20 protein-coding genes are annotated in these 22962 nt (G+C 75.9%); 5 read left to right on the forward strand and 15 right to left on the reverse strand.

Going from position 1 to position 22962, the window contains the following annotated elements:
• Window positions 1–13 precede the first annotated feature (13 nt).
• Entirely contained in the window at window positions 14–943 is a 930-nt protein-coding gene (locus PH190_RS13885) for a 2-hydroxyacid dehydrogenase (protein WP_274232116.1), read from the reverse strand.
• Window positions 944–1020: 77 nt separating this feature from the next.
• Here PH190_RS13885 and PH190_RS13890 point away from each other — a divergent pair, with 77 nt between their 5' ends.
• Window positions 1021–2199, forward strand: a complete 1179-nt coding sequence (locus PH190_RS13890) for a PQQ-dependent sugar dehydrogenase (protein ID WP_337993811.1) — start codon at window positions 1021–1023, stop codon at window positions 2197–2199.
• A 165-nt stretch (window positions 2200–2364) separates the two neighbouring features.
• On the opposite strand, the gene PH190_RS13895 is transcribed toward PH190_RS13890, so the two are convergent.
• The 4 genes from PH190_RS13895 to gatC all read right to left on the reverse strand — a co-directional run bounded on the left by PH190_RS13895 (window position 2365) and on the right by gatC (window position 6356).
• The gene (locus PH190_RS13895; protein ID WP_274232117.1) at window positions 2365–2853 is read right to left on the reverse strand and encodes a hypothetical protein; all 489 of its coding nucleotides are present in this window, start codon (window positions 2851–2853) and stop codon (window positions 2365–2367) included.
• 184 nt (window positions 2854–3037) lie between these two features.
• The gene (gene gatB / locus PH190_RS13900; RefSeq protein WP_274232118.1) at window positions 3038–4546 is read right to left on the reverse strand and encodes an Asp-tRNA(Asn)/Glu-tRNA(Gln) amidotransferase subunit GatB; all 1509 of its coding nucleotides are present in this window, start codon (window positions 4544–4546) and stop codon (window positions 3038–3040) included.
• Window positions 4543–6063 (reverse strand): Asp-tRNA(Asn)/Glu-tRNA(Gln) amidotransferase subunit GatA, encoded by a 1521-nt coding sequence (gene gatA / locus PH190_RS13905; protein WP_274232119.1) that lies wholly within the window; start codon window positions 6061–6063, stop codon window positions 4543–4545. Before gatA ends, gatB begins: the two co-directional genes overlap by 4 nt.
• On the reverse strand, window positions 6060–6356 hold the full coding sequence (gene gatC, locus PH190_RS13910; RefSeq protein WP_274232120.1) for an Asp-tRNA(Asn)/Glu-tRNA(Gln) amidotransferase subunit GatC: 297 nt from the start codon (window positions 6354–6356) through the stop codon (window positions 6060–6062). Before gatC ends, gatA begins: the two co-directional genes overlap by 4 nt.
• A 182-nt stretch (window positions 6357–6538) precedes the next feature.
• Between gatC and PH190_RS13915 the strand changes: the two genes are divergently transcribed.
• A complete protein-coding gene (locus tag PH190_RS13915) occupies window positions 6539–7198 on the forward strand; it encodes an ACT domain-containing protein (RefSeq protein WP_274232121.1) in 660 nt (219 codons plus the stop codon).
• Window positions 7199–7431: 233 nt separating this feature from the next.
• Here PH190_RS13915 and PH190_RS13920 read toward each other — a convergent pair whose 3' ends face one another.
• The 7 genes from PH190_RS13920 to PH190_RS13950 all read right to left on the reverse strand — a co-directional run bounded on the left by PH190_RS13920 (window position 7432) and on the right by PH190_RS13950 (window position 15460).
• Complete coding sequence (locus PH190_RS13920; RefSeq protein ID WP_274232122.1) at window positions 7432–8829, reverse strand: FAD-binding oxidoreductase; 1398 nt, start codon at window positions 8827–8829, stop codon at window positions 7432–7434.
• Window positions 8830–9016: 187 nt separating this feature from the next.
• Window positions 9017–9838, reverse strand: coding sequence for a 3-keto-5-aminohexanoate cleavage protein (locus PH190_RS13925; protein WP_274232123.1), 822 nt, complete (start codon window positions 9836–9838; stop codon window positions 9017–9019).
• Between the two features lie 259 nt (window positions 9839–10097).
• Window positions 10098–12245 carry an NAD-dependent DNA ligase LigA gene (ligA, locus tag PH190_RS13930; protein WP_274232124.1) on the reverse strand — a complete coding sequence of 716 codons (2148 nt, stop codon included), beginning with the start codon at window positions 12243–12245 and terminating at the stop codon, window positions 10098–10100.
• Between the two features lie 10 nt (window positions 12246–12255).
• The gene (locus PH190_RS13935; protein WP_274232125.1) at window positions 12256–13002 is read right to left on the reverse strand and encodes a hypothetical protein; all 747 of its coding nucleotides are present in this window, start codon (window positions 13000–13002) and stop codon (window positions 12256–12258) included.
• Between the two features lie 90 nt (window positions 13003–13092).
• Entirely contained in the window at window positions 13093–14040 is a 948-nt protein-coding gene (locus PH190_RS13940; protein ID WP_274232126.1) for an NAD(P)-dependent oxidoreductase, read from the reverse strand.
• A gap of 36 nt (window positions 14041–14076) precedes the next feature.
• Window positions 14077–15162: a methionine synthase gene (locus tag PH190_RS13945; protein ID WP_420791654.1), complete on the reverse strand. Its 1086-nt coding sequence runs from the start codon at window positions 15160–15162 to the stop codon at window positions 14077–14079.
• A 136-nt stretch (window positions 15163–15298) separates the two neighbouring features.
• Window positions 15299–15460 (reverse strand): hypothetical protein, encoded by a 162-nt coding sequence (locus PH190_RS13950; protein WP_274232127.1) that lies wholly within the window; start codon window positions 15458–15460, stop codon window positions 15299–15301.
• A gap of 176 nt (window positions 15461–15636) precedes the next feature.
• On the opposite strand from PH190_RS13950, the gene PH190_RS13955 reads away from it, so the two are divergent.
• From PH190_RS13955 to PH190_RS13965, 3 genes are all read left to right on the forward strand, one after another.
• On the forward strand, window positions 15637–16509 hold the full coding sequence (locus PH190_RS13955) for a 3-methyladenine DNA glycosylase (RefSeq protein ID WP_274232128.1): 873 nt from the start codon (window positions 15637–15639) through the stop codon (window positions 16507–16509).
• A 70-nt stretch (window positions 16510–16579) separates the two neighbouring features.
• On the forward strand, window positions 16580–17083 hold the full coding sequence (locus PH190_RS13960) for a pyridoxamine 5'-phosphate oxidase family protein (RefSeq protein WP_274232129.1): 504 nt from the start codon (window positions 16580–16582) through the stop codon (window positions 17081–17083).
• 49 nt (window positions 17084–17132) lie between these two features.
• The gene (locus tag PH190_RS13965; RefSeq protein WP_274232130.1) at window positions 17133–20378 is read left to right on the forward strand and encodes an acetyl-CoA carboxylase family protein; all 3246 of its coding nucleotides are present in this window, start codon (window positions 17133–17135) and stop codon (window positions 20376–20378) included.
• Between the two features lie 4 nt (window positions 20379–20382).
• Here PH190_RS13965 and PH190_RS13970 read toward each other — a convergent pair whose 3' ends face one another.
• Genes PH190_RS13970 through mrf form a run of 3 tightly spaced genes read right to left on the reverse strand, consistent with a single transcriptional unit; the run spans window position 20383 to window position 22945 of the window.
• Window positions 20383–21270, reverse strand: coding sequence for an EamA family transporter (locus PH190_RS13970; RefSeq protein WP_274232131.1), 888 nt, complete (start codon window positions 21268–21270; stop codon window positions 20383–20385).
• A 20-nt stretch (window positions 21271–21290) separates the two neighbouring features.
• Window positions 21291–21662, reverse strand: a complete 372-nt coding sequence (locus PH190_RS13975) for a hypothetical protein (protein WP_274232132.1) — start codon at window positions 21660–21662, stop codon at window positions 21291–21293.
• A complete protein-coding gene (gene mrf, locus PH190_RS13980) occupies window positions 21659–22945 on the reverse strand; it encodes a ribosome hibernation factor-recruiting GTPase MRF (protein WP_274232133.1) in 1287 nt (428 codons plus the stop codon). Before mrf ends, PH190_RS13975 begins: the two co-directional genes overlap by 4 nt.
• Between the last annotated feature and the right edge of the window lie 17 nt (window positions 22946–22962).

Consider the following 22962-nt stretch of genomic DNA (forward strand, 5'->3'; position numbering starts at 1 on the left):
GTGCCGGTGCGGCTCAGTACCCGTCGACCACCAGGTTCGGCGGGTCCTCGCCCCGGGCGACGGCCTGGAGCTGGGTGTGCACGACGCGGTAGGCGCGCTCCAGGTGCCCGGGGACGCTGCCGCCGACGTGCGGGGTGATGAGCAGGTTCGGCGCCGACCAGAGTGGGTGGTCGGCGGGCAGGGGCTCGGGGTCGACGACGTCGACGACGGCCCGCAGGCGCTCGGCGCGCAGCTCCGCGAGCAGGGCGTCGGTGTCGACGACGGGCCCGCGCGCGGCGTTGACCAGCAGCGCGCCGTCGGGCATGGCCGCGAGGAAGTCGGCGTCGGCGAGCCCGCGCGTCTCGTCGGTCAGCGGCACGAGCAGCACGACGACGTCGTGGTCGGGCAGGAGGTCGGGCAGCTCGGAGGTGGCGTGCACCCCGTCGCGTGCCCGGCGCCCGACGCGCGTGATCGCGGCGACGTCGAAGGTCTCGAGGCGGCGGGCGGTCTGCTCGGCGAGGTCACCCGCGCCGGCCAGCAGGACGCGCTTGCCGGTGAGGGTGTCGGTGATGTGCTGGTCCCAGCGGCCCTCGTCCTGCGCGCGGACGAACGGCGGGATCTCGCGCAGCACCGCGAGCGTCGCGGCGAGTACCCACTCGGCGGTGACGCCGCCGTGCGCGCCCTGGCAGTCGGAGAGCCGGACGCCGTCGGGCAGGCGCCCCACCCACATCTCCGCGCCGGCCGACAGGAGCTGCACCAGCCGCAATCGCGGGCAGCGCTCCACGAGCTTCAGCGCGTCGGTGGTGGCGAGGAAGCCGGGGATGAGCACGGCGGCCCGGTCGGCGGCGTCGGGCAGCGCCTCGGCCTGCTCGTCGTAGCGCACGAGCTCGAGGCCCTCGATGTCGGCGAGCGCCTCCTCGCCCTCGGCGTGCGGGACGAGGACGGTCACGGGTTCCTGGGCCACGGTGCGCGGAGGGTAGTCCACCCCGGGGCACCCCGTCTCACGGCCGGCACAGCCGCGGACGCCTACTGTGTCCACCCGTGCCCGTGTCCGTCGCCCGCGCGAGGTTCCTCGCGACCCTGACGGTGCTGGCGGTCGTGACGGTGCTGCTGGCCGGGTGCGCCCAGTTCCCCGACGCCGGGCAGGCGCCGTGGCGCGAGCGCCCGGACCTCGGCGCCGAGCGCGCCCCGCAGCCCGAGCTGCCCGAGACCGGCGAGCCCACGCCCGCGCCGAACTCCGGCGGCCCGTCGGTGCCCCCGCCGTGCGTGGACCCGGACCCGCAGGTGGTCGCCACCTGCCTCGCCCCGCTGTCGGCCGTCGTGACCCTGCCCGGCGGGCAGGCCGCGCTGGTGGCCGAGCGCACCACCGGGCGCATCCTGCGCGTCGCGCCCGAGGAGCCGCCGGAGCCGGTCGCGACCGTCCCCGTCGACGCCGCCGGGGACGGCGGGCTCACCGGCCTCGCGCTCTCCCCCACCTACGCCGAGGACCAGCTCCTCTACGCCTACGCCACCACGGGCGGCAGCAACGCGGTCGTGCGCATCGCGCCCGGCGACGTCCCGAAGACCGTGCTGGGCGGCATCCCGCGCGGGGCGTCGGGCAACCGGGGCGCGGTCGGCGTCGAGCCGGACGGCACCCTGCTGGTCGCGACCGGCGACGGCGGCGACCGGGCCGCGGCGGCCTCGCCGACCTCGCTCGCGGGCAAGCTCCTGCGCATCGACCCGTTCGGGCGTCCCGCCCCGGGCACGCCGAACCCCGCCTCGCCGATCGTCGGCAGCGGGCTGCACGCGCCCGGCGACGTCTGCGCCGACCCCGCCACCGGGGTCAGCTGGGTGACCGACCGCGCCGGTCCCCGCGACGTGCTCCTCGCCGTCCGCCCGGGCGAGCCCCCCGGCCCGGGGGCGGCGACCTCGCCGGCCTGGACGTGGCCGGAGCGGCCCGGGGTGGCCGGGTGCGCGGGGTTGCCGGGCACGCTCGTCGTCGGGCTGGAGGGCGCGAGCGCGATGTTCGTGCTGCGCCCGACGCCGCAGGGCTCGTTCGTCGGCACCCCGCAGTCGGTGCTGGCCGGCACCTACGGGCGCATCACGGCCACGGACGTCGCCTCCGACGGCCTCATCTGGTTCACCACGGCCAACAAGGGTGGCGGCGGGCCGGTCACGCCGACCGACGACCGCGTCGTGCGCATCCGGCCGCCGTCGGGCGGGGCGAGCGGGGCGGACTAGCCGGTCCGCCCGGTGATCGAAGTACCGATACGGACACTGAGTGTCTGCGACGGCACTTCGCTGACAACCCCCGGACGCACTGCGGCCCCGCTCCTCCGGGGGGTGGTCCGGAGGAACGGGGCCGCGGGCTCGCCCGATCTGGGGAGCGGACCGGGCGGGGTGCGCTCAGCCGAAGGAGAGCACGCTCGAGCCCTGGGCGAGGGCCTCGTCGAGCTGGGCCGCGCCGGCGCCGGTGGCGTCGTGCACCTGGCCGGTGACCTCGGAGACGGAGCCGGAGATCTCCTGCTCGCCGTCGGTCAGGGAGCTGCCGACCGGGACGCCCGCGTCGTTGAGGTGCGTCTGCAGGTCCGAGGTCCCCGCCGAGGCGATGCGGTCCACGCCGTGCTGGACCTCGGAGGCCTCGCCGCCGAGGAACTCCTCGCCGCCCTTGACGGTGGTCGGGACGTCGGTCTCGGGCAGCTCCGCGACGCTGTCGGCGGTGCCGGACACGACGTCCGTGACCGTGCTCGACGTGTTGTCCCAGCTCGGTGCCTCGTCGGCGAAGGCGAGCGACGCCGTCCCGCCGGTGAGGGCGAGTGCGGCGGCGGCGGTCAGTGCGCCCCGGCCGGCGACCTTGCCGACCGTGCTGGTCGTACGGGCACGGTGTGCACCCATGCGGACCCTCCTGTACATCGTTCGGTCTCGGGGGGATGAACCGGACGGTCGTACAGCAGCGATCCACTGTGACGTCCGGTCGAGAAGCCGCTACACGCTGCTCCCTGAATCGCCCAACGGAGGGAACTCGTCCGGGTTACGGGTAGATCACGAAAAACATGATCGAGATCTCGGGCGGGTCGCCTCAGCGACAGCGCTCGAGCACCAGCTCCTGCACACGAGCCGCGTCGGCCTGCCCGCGGGTGGCCTTCATCACCGCGCCGACGATCGCACCGGCGGCCTTCGTCTTGCCCGCGCGGATCTTCTCGGCGATGTCCGGCTGCGCCGCGAGCGCCTCGTCGACCGCGGCGGTCAGCGCGCTCTCGTCGCTGACGACCGCGAGGCCGCGCCCGGCCACCACGTCGTCGGGCTCGCCCTCGCCGGCCAGCACCCCGTCGACGACCTGGCGCGCCAGCTTGTTGGTCAGCGTGCCCTCGGCGACGAGCGCCACCACGCGCGCGACCTGCGCGGGCGTGATCGCGAGCTCGGGCAGCGTCACCCCGGCGGCGTTGGCCTGCTGGGTGAGGTACGACACCCACCACGAGCGGGCGGACTCCGGCGGCGCGCCGGCGTCGACGGTGTCGGCGACGAGGTCGAGCGCGTCGGCGTTGACGAGGTCGCGCAGCTCCTCGTCGGACAGGCCCCACTCGGTCTGGATGCGGGCGCGGCGCTCCCACGGGCGCTCGGGCAGGCCCGCGCGCAGCGTCTCGACCCAGTCGCGCGACGGCTCGAGCGGCGGGAGGTCGGGCTCCGGGAAGAACCGGTAGTCCGCGAACGTCTCCTTCGGGCGGCCCGGCGACGTCGTGCCGGACTGCTCGTCGAAGTGCCGGGTCTCCTGGCGGATCGACCCGCCCGAGAGCAGCACGCCGGCGTGGCGGCCCATCTCGTAGCGCACGGCACGCTCGACCGACCGCAGCGAGTTGACGTTCTTGGTCTCGGTGCGGGTGCCGAACGTCGAGGTGCCCTTGGGCATGAGCGAGACGTTGGCATCGCAGCGCATCGAGCCCTGGTCCATGCGCACGTCGGAGACGCCGAGCCCGCGCAGCACGTCGCGCAGCGCCGTCACGTAGGCCCGCGCGACCTCGGGCGCCCGCACCCCGGCCCCGATGATCGGCTTGGTGACGATCTCGATCAGCGGCACGCCGGAGCGGTTGTAGTCGAGCAGCGAGTGGTCCGCACCGTGGATGCGCCCGGTGGCCCCGCCGATGTGCAGGGACTTGCCGGTGTCCTCCTCCATGTGCGCGCGCTCGATCTCCACCCGCCAGGTCGAGCCGTCGTCGAGCGGCACGTCGAGGTGGCCGTCGAAGACGATCGGGTCCTCGTACTGGGAGATCTGGAAGTTCTTCGGCATGTCCGGGTAGAAGTAGTTCTTCCGGGCGAACCCGGAGCGCTCCCGGACCTGGCAGTTCAGCGCCAGGCCGATCTTGATCGCGGACTCGACGGCGGTGCCGTTGACCCGCGGCAGCGAGCCGGGCAGGCCGAGGCACACCGGGCAGACGTTCGTGTTGGGCTCGGCGCCGAACCGGTTGGCGCAGCCGCAGAACATCTTGGTGGCGGTGTTGAGTTCCACGTGCACCTCGAGACCCATGACGGGGTCGAAGTGCTCGCAGACCTCCTCCACCGTGTACGGGGCGGACTCGACGGTGGCCGTCATCGGGAGGCCTCCAGGGCGCGCAGTTCGGGGATGCGGGGCGTGGTGGCGCCCTGGGCGGCCTCGTAGGCCGCGGCCACCCGGTAGGCGCGGTCGTCGGCGAGCGCCGGCGCCATGACCTGCAGGCCGACGGGCAGGCCGTCGTCCGCCGAGCGCCCGCAAGGCACCGACAGGGCCGCGTTGCCCGCGAGGTTGGACGGGATGGTGCAGAGGTCGGCGAGGTACATCGCCAGCGGGTCGTCCGCGCGCTCGCCGATGGGGAACGCGGTGGTCGGCGTCGTCGGCGAGATGAGCACGTCGCAGGTCTCGAACGCGGCGGTGAAGTCGCGGACGATGAGCGTGCGGGCCTTCTGCGCCTTGCCGTACAGCGCGTCGTACGAGCCGGCCGACAGCGCGTGCGTGCCGATCATGATGCGGCGCTTCACCTCGGCGCCGAAGCCGGCCTCGCGCGTCAGCGACATGACCTCGTCGCTCGCGTGCTCGCCGTCGTCGCCGACCCGCAGGCCGTAGCGCATGGCGTCGAAGCGGGCGAGGTTGCTGGACGCCTCGCTGGGGGCGATGAGGTAGTACGCCGGCAGCGCGTAGGCGAACGACGGGCACGAGACCTCGACGACCTCGGCGCCCAGCTCCCCGAGCGCCCGCACGGCGTCGGTGAACGCCGCGAGCACGCCGGGCTGGTAGCCCTCGCCGGAGAACTCGGTGACGACGCCGATCCGCACCCCGGCGAGGTCGCCGCGGGCGCCCGCCAGCGCGGCCTCGACCACGGGCGGCAGCGGCGCGCTGACCGAGGTCTGGTCGTTCCTGTCGTGCCCGCCGATGACCTCGTGCAGCAGCGCGGCGTCGAGCACCGAGCGCGCGCACGGGCCGATCTGGTCCAGCGACGACGAGAACGCGACGAGCCCGTAGCGCGAGACCGTGCCGTAGGTCGGCTTGACCCCGACGGTGCCGGTGACCGCGCCGGGCTGGCGGATCGAGCCGCCGGTGTCCGAGCCGAGCGCGAGCGGCGCCTCGCCGGCGGCGACCGCCGACGACGACCCGCCGCCCGAGCCGCCGGGGATGCGCGTGAGGTCCCACGGGTTGCGGCTGGGGCCGAACGCCGAGTTCTCGGTCGAGCTGCCCATGGCGAACTCGTCGAGGTTGGTCTTGCCCAGCGGCACCAGGCCCGCGGCGCGCAGCCGGGTCACGACTGTCGCGTCGTAGGGCGGGCGCCAGCCCTCGAGGATCCGGGACGCGCACGTCGTCGGCATGTCCGTCGTGGTCAGGTTGTCCTTGAGCGCGATCGGCACCCCGGCCAGCGCCGACGCGGCCGTGCCGTCGGCGATCGCGCGGTCGGCGGCCTCGGCGGCGGCGAGCGCGCCCTCGGCGTCGACGTGCAGGAAGGCGTGCACACCGCTCTCCGCGGGGCCGTCCACGGCGTCGATGCGCTCGAGGTGGGCGCGCGTGACCTCGACCGAGGACACCTCGCGGCCGTGGATGCGGCGCGCGAGCTCGGCGGCATCGAGATCGATCAGCTCGTTCACAGCTCCTCCCCCAGGATGCGCGGCACGCGGAAGCGGCCCTCCTCGGCGGCGGGCGCGCCGGCGAGCGCGACGTCCCGCGGCAGCGACGGCTCGGTCTCGTCCGGGCGCAGCACGTTCGTCTGCGGCACCACCTGCGCGGTCGGCGGGACGTCGTCGGGGATCTCGCCGACCTTCGACACCGTGTCGACGATGGCGTCGATCTGCCCCGAGAACACGTCGAGCTCGGCGTCGGAGACGGCGAGCCGGGCCAGCCGGGCGAGGTGGGCGACGTCGTCGCGCGTGATGTCGGACATGTTCCTCCGGGGTCGTGCGCACGTCGTTCGGGGTCGGGCTCCGGTCCGCGTCGACTCCCGGGAGCGCGAACACCCAGTCTAGGACCGGCCACGACGGGGTCACCGGCGGTCAGCCCTGATCACTGCTCGCACCGGTGGGGGTACGCCTGGGAGGATGCGCCGGTCCCGGATCGAGGAGGGTCGTGACCTACCTGCTGCGCGTGGTGCTGCCCGACCGTCCGGGCATGCTCGGGGCACTCGCCTCCGCACTCGGCGCCGAGGGTGCGGACATCCTCTCCGTCGACGTCGTCGAGCGCGGGGCCGGTTCGGCGGTGGACGACCTCGTCGTCGACATGCCGAGCTCCCGCCCGCCGGACGTGCTCATCACGGCCGCGGAGGCGGTCAGCGGCGTCGTCGTGGAGTCGGTGCGGCCGTTCGCGGGCGCGCTCGACACCACCCGGGAGCTGGAGCTCGTCGAGGCGATCGCGGCGCGGCCCGAGGAGGGCGTGTCCCTGCTCGCCGAGGGCGTGCCACGGCTGTTCCGCTCGGCCTGGGCGCTGGTCACCGAGAGCACCGGCGACGGCGCGCGCGTGCGCCGGGTCGCGGCGAGCGACGCCGCCCCCGAGACCGAGGCCGTCGAGCTGTCCTGGCTGCCGCTGGACAAGGCGACCGTGCTCGACCCCTTGGGCGGCCACACGGTGCCCGGGGCCTGGACCGACCTCGACACCGAGCTCGCCGCCGCCCCGCTCGGACGCCCGGAGCGCGCCGTCGTCGTCGGCCGCCCCGGGGGTCCCGCCTTCCGGCCGTCCGAGCTCGCCCGCCTCTCCCACCTGGCCGGGATCGTCGCGACGATCACCGGCTAGGGCCGATGTCTGACGGGTCGTGGTCGTGGGCCTGGTCAGGGCGCGAGGTCGAGGCAGACCCACGCACCCCGACGGCGTGACCGAGGGCTCCGAGGACATAGGCACATGATCGCGTCGAGTCGGACCGTCGGACTCGACGCGATCTTGCACCTATGTCTCGGCGGTTGCCCGGTCGACGCCCCGGCAAGTGACCTGACAAACGCCTCGATCCGTCAGACACGCCCTCGCGCCGGTCAGGGCGTCGGGAGGATGTTCGTGTTCCGGTGGAAGACGTTCTCCGGGTCGTACTGCGCCTTGATCTGCTGCAGGCGGGCGTACTTGTCGCCGTAGGACGCCGGCACACGGTGCACGTCGTCGGCCATCAGCTCGTTGACGTACGCGCCCCGTCCCAGTGCGTGCGGCGCGATCGCGTCGTAGAAGCCGCGCACCCAGACACGCTCGTCGGCGAGCACCGTCGAGTCGGACGCCAGCCCGACGACGAACACGCACAGCCGCGGTGTCCGCCCGCCGCCGAAGGCCGTGGCGTCGTCCGCCACCGCGCAGTAGGCCCCGCTCAGGACGTAGAAGTGCACCGACGACCGCCCCGAGGCCGTGCCGGCGGTCCGCGTGACGATCACGTCGATGGCCTCGTCGGTGAACTCCTCGAGGTAGAGGGCTTTCACGTAGCCGTGCGAGCCCCAGGCGAACGCCTCGTCGAACATCTGCTGCAGGGCGGTGTAGGGCATCGGGGTGACCAGCTCGAACAACGGCGGGGGCAATGCGTCGCGCACCCGGTCCACGACCGGGCGGTGGCTCGCCTCGCCACCGAACCCGACCACGCAGAGCGCGAAACCGAGCCGGCCGTGATGCTCCAGCGGCACGAACGGTTCGGGCGGCGCATTCAGGGCGACCACCTGGAACGCGACGTCCGGTGGCAGATCGGCGATCACCTCGCGGGCGACCCGCAACGCGTCGGCGGCGTCCTCCATCGCGTAGAAGATCAGTCCGAGCTCGACCTGCGGCCCGACCTCGTGCAGCGCGATCTCGATCGAGGTGGCGATCCCGAAGTTCCCGCCGCCACCGCGGAGCGCCCAGAAGAGATCGGGGTTCTCGTCCGGTGCGGCGCGCACGATGCTCCCGTCGGCGAGCACCACCTGCACCGCGAGGAAATTGTCGAGCGAGAGTCCGTGCAAGCGCGTCAACCAGCCCATGCCGCCGCCGAGCGAGAGCCCGGCGAAGCCGGTGTGGCCGATCTCCCCCGTCGGCACGGCGAGCCCGTGGGCCTGGGTCGCGGCGTCGACCTCCCGCAGCAGCGCGCCGCCGCCGACCACGGCCCGCCGGGCGACCGGGTCGACCACCACGTCGTTCATCCGGCTCAGGTCGATGACGATGCCGGCGTCACCGACGCTCATGCCCGATCCGGAGTGGGCCCCTCCGCTGCGGACCGAGATCTCGAGCGGCGCCTCCCGGGCGAACGCGACCGCGCGGGCGACGTCCTCGGCGCTCTCGCAGTAGGCGATGACCGCCGGCCTCCGGTCGAACTCGCCGTTCCACACCTGCCGGGCCTCGTCGTAGCCCGGGTCGTCCGGGGTGACGACGGTGCCCGCGAGCGCCGCCCGCAGATCGTCGAAGCGGGACATGATCTGGGTCATCGTGGGCTCCTTCCGCCGTGACCGGGATGGACGACGGTACGAGCCTCTCCGTATCCGCGCGCTGCTGCGGAGGTGTCATTCCGGTGCCGTTCTCGGAATCGAGCGACGAATCAGTGACGCGACGTATTCCGACGCATTCGGTGTGCGGCGGAACGGCGAAGGGTGAACGGGCGCGCGCGGAGCGGCGTCAGCGGCGGTGCTCGGCGCGCGAGCCCGGCCACAGGCTCGACGAGCGCAGCCCGCCGCCGCGCACCCCGCCGCCGCGGCGGCGCTCGTAGCGCCCGCCGACGTCGTGGCCCAGCGCGTAGCGCACGAGCTCCTCGTTGCCCGTGGCGAGCCAGGTGCCGTCGGGGCCCTTGAGCGTGTCCTCGAAGCCGATGCGGGTGTCGAGGTTGTTGCGCTTGGCGTACTCGAGCACCGGCCAGGCGCCCGCCTCCTCGCCGTGCAGGAGGATCGGGGCCGGCACGGGGCCGAGGGCCTTGAGGATGCGGACGGCCTCGGCGACGGCGGTGTCCGGGTCGGTGACGGTGACCTCGGCGAGCACCCGGACCGTGCCCCGCGGCAGGCCGGCCTGTTTGAGCTGCACGGCGTCGCCGGTGGTCCACACGCCGAGCTCGACGCCGATGTCCACCGCGTCGAGGGCCGCGCAGACCCGCTGCCAGCCGCGCTCGTGCACGTTCACCGACGCGACGTCCGGGCGGGCGTGCCGCGGCAGGCGGCCCCACTGGCCGATGATCTCGGTGCGCTTGAGGGGGTCGGGCTCGACCCAGCGCGCGGTGGTGACGCCGATCTCGAGCTCGGGGGCCTCGCGGCGGATGGTGTCGACGACCGTGCCGATGACGCGCGGGTCGAGGCTCTCCTGACCGTCGCGGTCACGCGGGTGGACGTGCAGGCTCTCGACACCGAGCAGGGACACCGCGCGGGCGTCGCGGGCGAGGTGGCGCGGGCTCATCGGGACCGCCGGGTAGACGTCGGCGGGGCGGGCACCGTTGGGGCAGCACTGCAGCACCGCGGCGTCCTCCCCTCTCCCTCTCCCGACCCCGTCACGTGCCCGGGGTGTTCAGCTTCGACGCTGCGCACGACGAGGGCAACGGCGAGCCGACGGCGTCCCGGGTCGCGGGCCCGTCGGATCGCGAGAGCCACCCGGACGGTCGTACGGTCGGTCACCCGACGGTGTGAGTGTGCCCGATGCACGTGCGGATGCATGCGGGGACTCCCGATCGGACGCTACGCCTCTCATCCGTGCACGCCCCGGGGTCGCGGGCCTCTCAGGCGTCGGCGGCCCCGCCAGCGGCCCCGTCACCCGACGTGTCGACCGCGGCGCCCGCCGCCGCCTCGGGGCCCTCGGCGAGCAGCACCCGGAACCCGTCCTCGTCGAGGATCGGCACCCCGGCGGCGACCGCCTTGTCGTACTTCGAGCCCGGCTCGTCGCCGACCACGAGGAACGCCGTCTTCTTCGACACCGACCCCGCCGCGCGCCCGCCGCGCGCGAGGATCGCCTCCTTGGCCTCGTCGCGGGAGAACGTCGGCAGCGACCCCGTCACGACGATCGACAGCCCCTCGAGCGTGCGCGGCGTCGACTCGTCGATCTCCTCGGCGAGCTCCACGCCCGCCGCGCGCCACTTCTCCACGACCTCGCGGTGCCAGTCGACCGAGAACCACTCCCGCACGGCGTGCGCGATGGTCGGCCCGACACCGTCGACGGCGGCGAGCTCCTCCTCGCTGGCCGCGTCGATGGCGTCGATCGACCGGAAGTGGCGCGCGAGCGCCTGGGCCGCGGTGGGCCCCACGTGGCGGATCGACAGCCCGACCAGCACCTTCCACAGCGGGCGGTGCTTCGCGGTCTCGAGGTTGGTCAGCAGCTTGCGCCCGTTGGCCGAGACGTTGCCCGCCTTCGTGCGGAACAGGTCGACCCGGACGAGGTCGTCCTCGGTGAGCCGGAAGACGTCGCCCTCGTCCTGCACCACGCCCGCGTCGAGCAGCGCGGTGGCCGCCTCGTAGCCGAGCACCTCGATGTCGAAGGCGCCGCGTCCCGCGACGTGGAACAGGCGCTCGCGCAGCTGCGCGGGACAGGACCGGGCGTTGGGACAGCGCAGGTCCTTGTCGCCCTCGCGCATCTGGCGCAGCTCGGTGCCGCACTCCGGGCAGTGGGTGGGCATGACGAACGCGCGCTCGTCCCCGGTGCGCGCCTCGACCACCGGCCCGAGCACCTCGGGGATGACGTCGCCGGCCTTCCGGATGATCACCCGGTCGCCGATGAGCACGCCCTTGCGCTCGACCTCGCCCGCGTTGTGCAGCGTCGCGAGCGAGACCGTCGAGCCCGCGACCAGCACCGGGTCCATCTCCGCGAACGGCGTGACGCGCCCCGTGCGCCCGACGTTGACGCTGATGTTGCGCAGCGTCGTGGTGGCCTGCTCCGGCGGGTACTTGAACGCGATCGCCCAGCGCGGCGCCCGGGACGTCGACCCGAGCCGCCGCTGCAGGGCGACGTCGTCGACCTTGACGACCACCCCGTCGATCTCGTGCTCGGCGTCGTGGCGGTGCTCGCCCCAGTAGCGGGTGTGCTCGATGACCGCGTCGACGCCGTGGAGCACCCGGGTGTGCGCCGACACCGGCAGCCCCCACGCCGCGAGCGCGTCGTAGGCCTGCGACTGGCGCTCGGGCGTGAAGCCGCGGCGCCGGCCCAGCCCGTGGCAGATGAGCCGCAGCGGTCGCGTCGCCGTCACCCGCGGGTCCTTCTGCCGCAGCGAGCCGGCCGCGGAGTTGCGCGGGTTGGCGAACGGCTGCTTGCCGGCCGCGACGAGCCCGGCGTTGAGCTCCTCGAAGTCGGCGAGCCGGAAGAAGACCTCGCCGCGGACCTCCATGAGCTCGGGCACCGGGAACTCGTCGGTGCCCGTCAGCTCGGTGGGCACGTCGGCCAGCGTGCGCATGTTCAGCGTGATGTCCTCGCCGGTGCGCCCGTCGCCGCGCGTGAGGGCCCGCGTGAGGTGGCCGTCCTCGTAGAGCAGGTTCACCGCCAGCCCGTCGATCTTGAGCTCGCAGAGGTAGAGCAGCTCCTCGGTGGGGAAGTCGAGCTCGCGCTGCACCCGCAGCACCCACTCGCGCAGCTCCTCGCCCGTGAACGCGTTGTCGAGCGAGAGCATGCGCTCGAGGTGGTCGACCGCGACGAAGTCGGTGGAGAACCCGCCCCCGACCCGCTGCGTCGGCGACTCCGGCGTGACCAGCGACGGGTGCGCCTCCTCGAGCTGCTGCAGTTCGCCGAACAGCTCGTCGAACTCCCCGTCGGTGACGATCGGGGCGTCGAGCACGTAGTAGCGGAACTGGTGGTCGGCCACGACCTCCGCGAGCTCGCGGTGGCGCTGGGCGGCGTCGGTGGGCACTCCACTCAGTTCTGGGCTCTGGTCCGTGCTGGTCACAGCGCCGAGATTAGCCGGGCACCCCGACGGTGAACCGTGGCTCGACCGTGTCGGGGCCCGGTGGTGGCGCGGCGCGGAAGGGGATCGAGCACGCCAGCGTCAGCACCGCGAGACACGCGAACAGCAGGACCACCGCGGCGACACCGGCCGGGGTGAGGAGCTGGGGCACGTCACCGACGAGCGCCACGGCGACCACGAAGGCCACGACCGGGACGGCCATCGCCGACCACGCCCACCGCCGCCGGCGCGGGGTCCCGCGCCCGGCCAGCGCCCAGCCGCCGGCCATCGCCGGCAGCACGAGGAACAGCGCGGAGGGGTCGAGCCCGAAGACCAGCGGCGCGAGCGTGAGACGGCGGCGCGGGCGGCCGAGGCGACGCCGGTGCTCGGCGTACCCGAGCAGGCCGCCGACGACGGCGCTCGTGAGCAGGATGAAGCCGAACGTGCCGAGCCAGGAGACCTCCGACTCCGCGCCGGCCACCGTGGCCATGAACCCCCGCAGCGCGGCACCCCAGGCGATCCCGCACACGACGCCGGCGACCACCAGCCGCTTCCCGGGGCGGGGATCGCGCCGCACGGCCGCGACCACCGCGAGGCCCGCCACGGCGAGCAGGGACACGACGAGCACGGCGTGCCACGCCCCGCGGGGGGTGTCGAGGGCGAGGTCGCGGCGGGCGACCGCGGTGACCGCCACGGGCAGGGCGGCGGCCCAGGCGAGCGCGCAGACCGCCCCGGCGGGTGTCGACCATCGGTGCTGCACGACGCCTCCCTCCGGGCGCGATGCGCACGCAGGGTACTCGTAGTCGTCCGATCGTGGCGATGATCGTCGGCGATGGTGCGCCAACCGTGACTAACCGTGGCGGCCGAGGTGGCGCTCCACCGACGCGACGAACCCCCGGGCGATGCCGGCGTAGGAGGTCTCGGTGACGCCGCCGACGTGCGGGGTGACGAGCACGTTGTGGGCGAGCAGCGGGTCATCGGGGTCGATCGGCTCGACCCAGGTGACGTCGAGGCCCGCGCCGGCGAGGTGCCCGGAGCCCAGGGCCGCGAGCAGGGCGTCGTGGTCGACGACGGGACCGCGGGCGACGTTGACGACGTGACCGGCCGGGCGCAGGGCGGCGAGGGCCCCGGCGTCGACGATCCCGCGGGTCTCGGGGGTCAGGGGACAGGCGACGACGAGGTCGTCGCAGCGGGCCAGGGCCGCGGCGAGGTCGTCGGTGCGGTGGTAGTGCCCGTCGTCGAGCAGCTCCGCCGCCCGCGGGGTCTCGGCGCGCGGGCGGCGGCCGATCCCGACGGGCCGGGCGTCGAAGGCGCGCAGCCGGGTGATGACCTCGCCGCCGATGTCGCCGACGCCCAGCACGCCGACCGTGCGCCCGGCCAGCGTGCGCCCGGACGGCTCGCCCACCAGCTCCTTCGCCACGTTCGCCCGCGCCTCCTCGTAGCGGCGCAGCAGCGCGAGCAGGAGCAGCAGGGCCACCTCGGCGACCGCGACGGCGTTGCCGGACTCGGCGCCCGAGACGTTGTCGACCGGCAGCCCGCGCGCGGCGGCGGCGTCGAGGTCGACCCCCGACAGCCCGACACCGAACTGCTGGACCATGCGCGGCGTCGTCGCGTCCATGAGCGCGGCGGAGATCGTGCTGCCCATCGGGCAGAGGACGTCGACGGCCGCCAGCCCGCCGTCGGGGACCTCGACGGGCAGGTCGACGATCTCGACGCCGTCCCAGCCGGCCTCGTCGAACGCCGTCCCGAGGGCCCCGCGCAGGGCGGCGAACCCGCCGCCGACCAGTCCGATCCGCACGCCGGTCAGTATCGGACCCCGGCGATCACTCGGCGATCACCAGCTGTCCGGCGGGTCGGCGAAGGCCCGCGCCAGCTCGACAGTCGTGCTCGTGGCCCGCCGCGCCCAGCCCGGGCTCGCGCCGGCGAGACCGCAGGCCGGGGTGACGACGGCCCGGTCGGCGAGGTGGGCACGGTCGACGCCGAGGCGGTCGGCGAGGTCGAGGGCGGGCCGGGCGAGGTCGCCGAGCTCGGGCTTGGCCGGCGGATCGGTCGACGGCACGATCCCGAGCCACAGCTCCGTGCCGCCCTCCCAGAGCTCGCCCAGGGCGTCGAGGACCTCCGTCGGCGCGTCGGCGCCGCCGAGCGCGCCCAGGTCGACGGCGACGGCGTCGGGGCCGGTGGCGCCGAGCAGGGCGAGCGGCGGGGTCGGGTGGCAGCAGTGGACGACGACCTCCGCGGCGCCCGCCTGCCGGGCCGCGGTGACCGCGCCCTCGAGCAGCGCGCGGGCTTCGGCGCCGGGCACCGCGCCGACCGTGCCGTACCCCGACGGCGTCTTCAGCGAGCCGGCGAGGACGGCGGGCAGCGTCGGCTCGTCGATCTGCACGACGACCGGCGCCTGCGTGCGCCGCGCGAGCTCGCCGACGTGGGTGCGCAGGCCCTCGCCGAGGCTCGCGGCGAACTCGGCGAGCGCGCCGCGGTCGGTGAGCACGCGGTGCCCGGAGCGCAGCTCGACGCCGGCGGCGAGCGTCCACGGACCCGCGACCTGGCACTTCACGGCGGGCGGGGTCGCGCCCGCCTCGCCCAGCGCCTCGTCGAGAGCGTCGACGTCGCGGGCGAGCAGCTCGACGGCGCGCCGGTGGTCGCCGCCGGCGCGCCGCGCGACGCGGTAGCCCGAGGGCCACACCTCGACGGCGAGGTCGACGAGCAGCCCGGCGGTGCGCCCGACCATGTCCGCGCCGACGCCGCGCGCGGGCAGCTCGGGGACGTGGGGCAGGCCGGGGAGCTCGCCGACGATCGTGCGCGCGGCCTCGTGCAGGTCGGTGCCGGGCCACGAGCCGAGCCCCGTGGCCCGGTCGCCGGGCTGCGGCTCGCGGGACCCGCCCGCGGGCACGGCGTCGGTCGGTGCACTGGTCTCGCTCACACCCACCAGGATCCACCCGGCCGGCGGGGGCGCGCCGGGCCGGGGGTGGGGCGCCTCCGGGGTTCCGAGCGAAGGGCTCCTTCGCTCGACGAGACGGGCGAGGGGCGCCCTCCGCCGGAACGCAGGGGCGGGGCGCTCAGCCCTGGTCGTCGCGGTCGACGAGGTGCTCGGTCTCGCTGGCCTCCCCGACGGGCAGGACGTCCTCGGGGTCGGGCTGCTCGCCCTCGGGCGACTCCCCGCGCAGTGGCGCGGCGTCGGGGACGACGGTGGCGCGGTCGGTCTCGTTCGGCTGGGTCATGTCCGGACCTCCTTCGGTGGCGGTGCGGGCGGTTACCCGCGTCACACCGCGCCGCCACCGCCGGATCGATGCGGCCGACCCGGCGTGTCGCCACCGCGAGGATGTGGCGATCCTGGCTCTGAGTGCCAGCGAGGCCGCACCGCTGGCACACCCCGGGCCCCGCCGACGCTGGCAGCATGGCGCGTGTGGTGCAGGGGCCGGAGGTGCTCGACGCGGCGGAGGTGCTCGACGCGGCGCAGTGGCGGGCGCGGGCCGACGCGCACGCGGCGCGGGCCGACGCGCTGACCGCCGGGCACCGGGCGCGGAGGGCGCGCGGCGAGGCGCACCCCGTCGAGGACTTCCTCTACACCTACTACCCCACCCGCCCGTCGCGGCTGCGGCGCTGGCACCCGGGCGCGGGGGTGGTGCTGGCCGACGCCGACGAGCGCGCGACCTGGCGCCACTACACCCGCGACGCGCGGGGCGTGCGGGTCGACGACGCGACGCTGCGGGACGAGCGCGCCGCGACGATCGCCTTCGTCGCCGGCCTCCTGCGGGCCACGTCCGGGCGCCCGGCCCAGCTCGGCTGCTTCGGGCTGCACGAGTGGGCCATGGTCTACCGCGACGGACAGACCCGGCACCCGGTCCCGCTGCGCCTCGGCGCGGCCGGCACCGACGCGGTCGTCGAGGCGCACCGGATCCGGTGCTCGCACTACGACGCCTTCCGCTTCTTCACCGCGGACGCCGCCCCGCGCAACGCCGTCTCCCCGACCCGGGAGCGCCAGGTCGAGCTCGAGCAGCCCGGGTGCCTGCACGCGGGGATGGACCTCTACAAGTGGGCGGACAAGCTCGGCCCGCTCGTGCCCGGCGAGCTGCTGCTCGACGCCTTCACCCTCGCCCGGGACATCCGGGTGCTCGACATGCGCGCCTCGCCCTACGACCTCGCCGACCACGGCTACGCGCCCGTGCCCATCGAGACCCCGGAGGGCAAGGCCGAGTACGCCGCCGCCCAGCGCGGGTTCGCCGACCGCGGCGCGGCGATCCGGGCCCGCCTGCTCGCCGTCTGCTGAGACCTGTCGAGGACGCGCGGCCGGCTCCGTCCCCGGGGGACACGACGCAGCGACCGACGAGGAGAACACCGTGGACCAGCACGAGATCGACGCCGAACTGTCCGTCCCGGGCGCGCACGAGCTGCTGACGACGACGGCCATGGCCCACCTCGCCTACACCGGCGGGGACGGCACGCCACGCGTGATCCCGGTCGGCTTCTTCTGGACCGGGACCCAGGTCGCCGTGTCCACCGCCACCACGTCGCCGAAGGTCGCGGCGCTGGCGGCCCGTCCGGACGTCGCCGTCTCCATCGACCGCGGCGACACCCCGGGCGGGGCGCGGGCCCTGTCGATCCGCGGGCGGGCGGAGGTCACGCTCGTCGACGGCGTCGTCGAGGAGTACCTCGCCGCGTCCCGGATCAGCATGGACCCCGAGTCGGCCGCCGGGTTCGAGCAGGCCGTGCGGGCGATGTACCCGCAGATGGCCCGGATCGCGATCACGCCGGCCTGGGCGCGCTTCCACGACTTCGGCGCGGGACGCATCCCGCGCTTCCTCGCCGAGCTCGCCGAGCGCGCCGGACGCGCCCAGGGCTGACCGCACGGCGTCGTAGGGTCCGGGCCGTGGGACGCCCCGGGCTCGTGCCGTGATCCGCCTGCTCGTCGCCAACCGGGGCGAGGTGGCGCTGCGCGTGCTCGCCACCGCCGCCGACCTCGGCGTCGCGACCGTCGCGATCGCCCCCGCCGACGACCGCGCCACCGGCCACGTCGCCGCCGCGGACGACGCCGTCGAGCTCCCCCGCGCCGGGCCCGCCGCCTACCTCGACGTGGCGGCCGTCGTGGCCGCGGCGACGCAGTCCGGCGCGGACGCCCTGCACCCCGGCTACGGGTTCCTGTCCGAGAACCCGGCGCTGGCGCGGGCCTGCGCCGACGCCGGGATCACCTTCGTCGGCCCCTCCCCCGCGGTGCTCGAGCTCTGCGGCGACAAGGCCCGCGCCCGCGAGCACGCTCGGTCGGTGGGCGTCGAGGTCCTGGACGCGGCGGCACCGGACCGGGCGCGGGCGTTCCTCGAGGGTCTCGGGCCGGGCGGCGCGGTCATGGTCAAGGCCGTCGCCGGGGGCGGCGGGCGCGGCATGCGGGCGGTGCACGACCCCGCGGAGCTCGCCGACGCCCTGGACCGCGCCTCCTCCGAGGCGGCCGCGGCGTTCGGCGACCCCGCGGTGTTCGTCGAGCGCCTCCTGCCCCGGGCCCGCCACGTCGAGGTGCAGGTCGCGGGCGACGGGACCGACGTCGTGGTGCTCGGCGACCGCGACTGCAGCGCCCAGCGCCGGCACCAGAAGCTCGTCGAGATCGCGCCCGCGCCCGGCCTCGACGACGCCGTGCGCGAGCGCCTGCACGACGCCGCGCTCCGGGTCGTCGCGCCGGTGGGGCTGCGGGGGCTCGCGACGGTCGAGTTCCTCGTCGGCGGGGCCACGGGCGACGAGGCCACCGTCGATGGGGCCACCGCGGCGTTCCTCGAGGTCAACCCGCGCCTGCAGGTCGAGCACACGGTCACCGAGGAGGTGCTCGGGATCGACCTCGTCGCCGCCCAGCTCCACCTCGCCGACGGCGCGGACCTGCGCGCGGCCGGGCTCGACCCGGTACCGGCGGCCCGCGGCACAGCCGTGCAGGCGCGCGTGTGCACCGAGACCCTCGGCGCCGACGGCGCGGTCATCCCGCATGCCGGCACGCTGGAGCGCTTCGTGCCCCCGACCGGGCGCGGCGTGCGGATCGAGACCCACGGCCGCCCCGGGTACGCGGTCAGCCCGCGCTACGACTCGCTCCTGGCCAAGGTCGTCGTCCACGACCCGGCGGCCGGGCCCGCGACGGTCCTCGCCCGCACCGCCCGGGCCCTGCGCGCCTTCGACGTCGCGGGCGTCGCCACCAACCTCGGCGTGCTCACCGCGCTGCTCGACCGCTACGAGCCCGGCGCCCTCGACACCGGGTTCGTCGACCGCCACGCCGCGGAGCTCGCCGACCCGCCGCCCGCCGGGGACCTCCCCGACGACCTCCCCGACGACCTCCCCGACGACCTCCCGGACAACGAGGACGCGCTCACCGTCCGCGCCCCCACCGCCGGCGTGGTCGTGGCCGTCGAGCGGCCCGCCGGCACCGCCGTCGGCGCCGGCGCCCCGCTGCTCGTGCTCGAGGCGATGAAGATGGAGCACGTCGTCGCCGCCCCCGAGGCCGGCACGGTCGACGAGGTGCGCGTCGCGGTCGGGGACGACGTCACCGCCGGCGCGGTGCTCGCCGTGGTGCGCCCGGGCGACGCGGACGCCGTGGCCGTCGAGGACGCCGCCGCCCTCGACCCGGACCACGTCCGCCCCGACCTCGCCGAGACCCTCGAGCGCCACCGCGTCACCACCGACGAGGCGCGCCCGCAGGCCGTCGCCCGGCGCCGCGAGGTCGGGCGGCGCACCGCCCGGGAGAACCTCGCGGACCTCCTCGACGACGGCAGCTTCGTCGAGTACGGCGCGCTGACGGTGGCCGCGCAGCGCCGGCGGCGGACGGTCGACGACCTCGTCGCGCGCACCCCGGCCGACGGCATCGTCACCGGTACCGGCACGGTCGACGGCCGCCGCGTCGCGGTCCTCGCCTACGACTACACCGTGCTCGCGGGCACCCAGGGCGTGCTCAACCACGCCAAGACCGACCGGCTGCTGCGGCTCGCCCTCGACCACGCCCTGCCCGTCGTGCTCTTCGCCGAGGGCGGCGGCGGGCGGCCCGGCGACACCGACACGACGGCCGTCGCGAGCCTGGACGTCGAGACGTTCGCCCTGTTCGCGCGGCTGTCCGGGCGGGTGCCGTCGGTCGCGGTCGTCGCCGGGTACTGCTTCGCCGGCAACGCCGCGCTGGCCGGCTGCGCGGAGCTGCTCGTCGGGACCCGCGACCTGTCGCTGGGCATGGGCGGGCCCGCGATGATCGCCGGCGGCGGGCTCGGGTCGGTCGCGCCCGGCGACGTCGGGCCGGCGAGCGTGCAGGGGCCGAACGGCGTGCTCGACGTGCTCGTCGACGACGAGGCGGCCGCGGTCGAGGTCGCGCGGCGCTACCTGGGGCTCTGCGCCGGGCCGAGTGCCGGGCCGACCGCCGCGGTGACGCCCCACGACCAGCGCGCCCTGCGCCACGCCGTCCCCGTGAACAGGCTGCGGGTCTACGACGTCCGCCCGGTGCTCGACACCCTCGCCGACCCCGGCACCGTGCTGGAGCTGCGCCCGGAGTTCGGCGTCGGCATCGTCACCGCGCTCGCCCGCCTCGGCGGCCGTCCGGTCGGCGTGCTCGCGAACGACCCGCGCCACCTCGGCGGCGCCATCGACGCGCCGGCGGCGGAGAAGGCCGCGCGCTTCCTGCAGCTCTGCGACGCGCGCGGGCTGCCGGTGGTCTCGCTGTGCGACACCCCGGGCTTCATGGTCGGTCCCGACGCCGAGCGCACGGCGACCGTGCGGAAGTTCTCGCGGATGTTCGTCGCCGGCGCCAACGCGCGGGTGCCGCTCGTGTGCGTCGTGCTGCGCAAGGGCTACGGGCTGGGCGCGATGGCGATGGCCGGCGGGCACCTGCACCGCCCGGTGATCACCGCGGCGTGGCCGACGTCGGAGTTCGGCGGCATGGGGCTCGAGGGCGCCGTGCACCTCGGTTACCGCCAGGAGCTCGAGGGGCTCACCGGCGACGCGCGGCGGCGGCGGTTCGACGAGCTCGTCGGCGAGTACTACGAGCGCGGCAAGGGCCTCTCGGTGGCCAGCGTGTTCGAGGTCGACGACGTCATCGACCCGGCCGCCACGCGCGACGTCGTCCTCGCCGCGCTCGACACCGCCGGCGACGACCGGCCGCCCCGCCACCCCGTCGTGGACACGTGGTGAGCGCCTATCCGGGGCGCGCCTGCCGCACCGCCCCGATGCTCGCCACCACGACCATCCCGATCGCCAGGGCCGAGACCAGCGTCAGCTCCTGGCCCAGCACGACGAACCCGGCGGTGGCGGCGACCGCGGGCGCGAGGCTCATGAGCACCGAGAACGCCGCGGTCGGCAGGCGGCGCAGCGCGAGCAGCTCGAGGCTGTAGGGCACGAGCGAGGACAGCAGCGCCACGGCCGCGCCCCACCCGAGCACGACCGGGTCGACCATCGCCGTGCCGCCGGCGACGACCCCGAGCGGGAGGGTGAGCACGGCGCCGACGGCCATGGCGAGCGCGAGTCCGTCGAGGCGGTCGAAGCGCCCGCCGGCGCGGTGCGAGGCGAGGATGTAGGCCGCCCACATCGTCGCCGCGCCGAGGGCGAACAGCGCCCCGGTGACCGTGAGGCCCGCGAGCCCGGCGCGGCCGAGCAGCGCGACGCCGGCGAGGGCGAGCGCCGCCCACAGCCAGCTCGTCGCCCGCCGCGACGCGACGACCGAGAGGACCAGCGGGCCCAGCACCTCGATCGTCACCGCCGCCCCGAGCGGGATGCGCGCGATCGCCTCGTAGATCAGGGTGTTCATGCCCGCGAGGGCCACGCCGAAGCCGACGACCAGGGCCCAGTCGCGGCGGCTGCGTCCGCGCAGGCGGGGCCGGCAGACCACGAGGAGCGCCAGCGCCGCGAAGGCGAGCCGCAGCGACACCGCGCCGACCGGCCCGACCCGGGCGAACAGCCCTGTGGCCGCCGCCGCACCGAACTGCACGGAGAACTGCCCGACGAGCACCATCACGACCGCGCCCGCGCGGGCCCGGGCCGCCGCGGTCGGGCCGGTCGGGGCGCTCGGGTCGCGGACGTCCGTCACGCCCCGACGCTGCCACAGGCCTACACCGCGCGCAGGTGCTCCGGTGGCGGGTGCTCGACGCCGCCGGCGAGCCAGGTGCAGAGGTCGTCGACGTCGGCGGGCTCGTGCAGCGGGCCGGCGACGACGGCGGGGCCGGTGGGCGCGCGGGTGTGGTCGCAGGGCTGCACGAGCACGAGCCCGCCCGCGCCGTGCGGGGCGGTGCCGTGGGCGCAGGCCGCGGTCGTCAGGCACGCCGCCGAGACGAGGATCCCGTGCGGGCACCGGCGGACGGTCCCGCGCAGCGCCTCGCCGACGGCGTCGCGGTCGGGCGCGGGGCGCTGGTGGTGGGGGCAGGCGTCGCTGCCGCAGTAGACGGCGGTGAAGCCGACGGTGCCGCTCGTGGGGTCGCTCACCCCGCGCCCCCCTCGCGACGTCCGGGCTCGCTGTCGACGCCGCCGGGCAGGTCGTCGCACGGGTCGGCGTGCCGGTGCCCGAACGGGTCGGGGAACCGGCGCCACGCCGCCTCCCCGCGGGCGAGCTCGGCGTCGGTGAGCAGCGCCGCGTCGAGGGCCTCGACGATGCGGGCGGGGTCGGCGTCGTGGACGAGCACGACGAGCTGCTGCTCGCGGTCGCCGAAGCGCTCGTCCCAGCGCAGGGCGGCCGCGGCCCGGCGCTCGTCGTCGACGTCGTCCCAGGTCCGGGCGCCGTCGTCCGCAGCCAACCACCGGCCCGCGTGCCCGACCTGCAGCGCGCCGCCGGCGGATTCGAGCCACAGCACGTGCTCGGGCTGCGAGGCGACCCAGACCCGCCCGCGCACCCGTATCGTGCCGTGGAGCAGGACGTCGACCGCGGCGTGCAGGCGCTCGGGGTGGAACGGGCGGCGGTGCCCGACGTGCAGCAGCGAGACCCCGGCGTCGCCCGCCAGCGGCGGCTGCCCGCGCAGCAGCGGCGCGTGGGCGTCGACGGGCACGCCGCGGCGGGCGTCGGCGGGCCGGTCGGCGAGGCGCGCGACGACCTCGACGCCGAGGTCCGCGGCGACCGCCGGGGCGCTCGCGGGCGGGTCGGCCACCGTGAGGCGCACCGCGCGCGGGGCGAGGCGGTCGAGGACGGCGTCGAGGCGCACGCGGTCCCACGGCGACGGGCAGCGGCCGGCGACGACGAGCACGTCGGCGTGCTCGGCCTGCCCCACCACCACCTGGGCCACCGTGCGCTCGTCGTCGGCGGTGAGCCCGAGTCCGCGGTCGACCAGGGCGTCGTCGCCGCCGGCGTCGTCGAGCCAGGTCGCGGCGTCGAGCACGCCGACGACCCCGCGCGGCGCGAGCACGTCGGCGAGCGGCCCGTCGGCACCCGCGGGCACCAGGGTGTGCAGCGCCTCGGTGACGGCCTCCGGCTCCGTTCCGGGGTCGAGCAGCAGGACGACGTCCCGCACGGCCGGGTCGCGGGCGAGGCGCCGGAGCATCGGCAGGAGGTCCTCGCGCAGGGTGCAGGCGACGCAGCCGTGGGCGAGCTCGAGCACCGCGTCGCGGGCGCCGTCGTCGTCGACGAGGCGGCGGTGCACCACGCCCTCGCGCAGTCCGCGCAGGTCGTGGGCGACGAGCACCCCGCCCGCCGGGCGCACCGCCGCCGCCACCGCGGCCGTCGCGGCGCGGTCGGCGCCGGTGACCAGCGTCAGTCCCGTCCCGTGTCCCTCGGGCATACCGCTCCTCTCCCGTG

It is taken from the genome of Actinomycetospora straminea (assembly GCF_028737255.1).
In the GTDB taxonomy this organism is placed as follows: domain Bacteria; phylum Actinomycetota; class Actinomycetes; order Mycobacteriales; family Pseudonocardiaceae; genus Actinomycetospora; species Actinomycetospora straminea.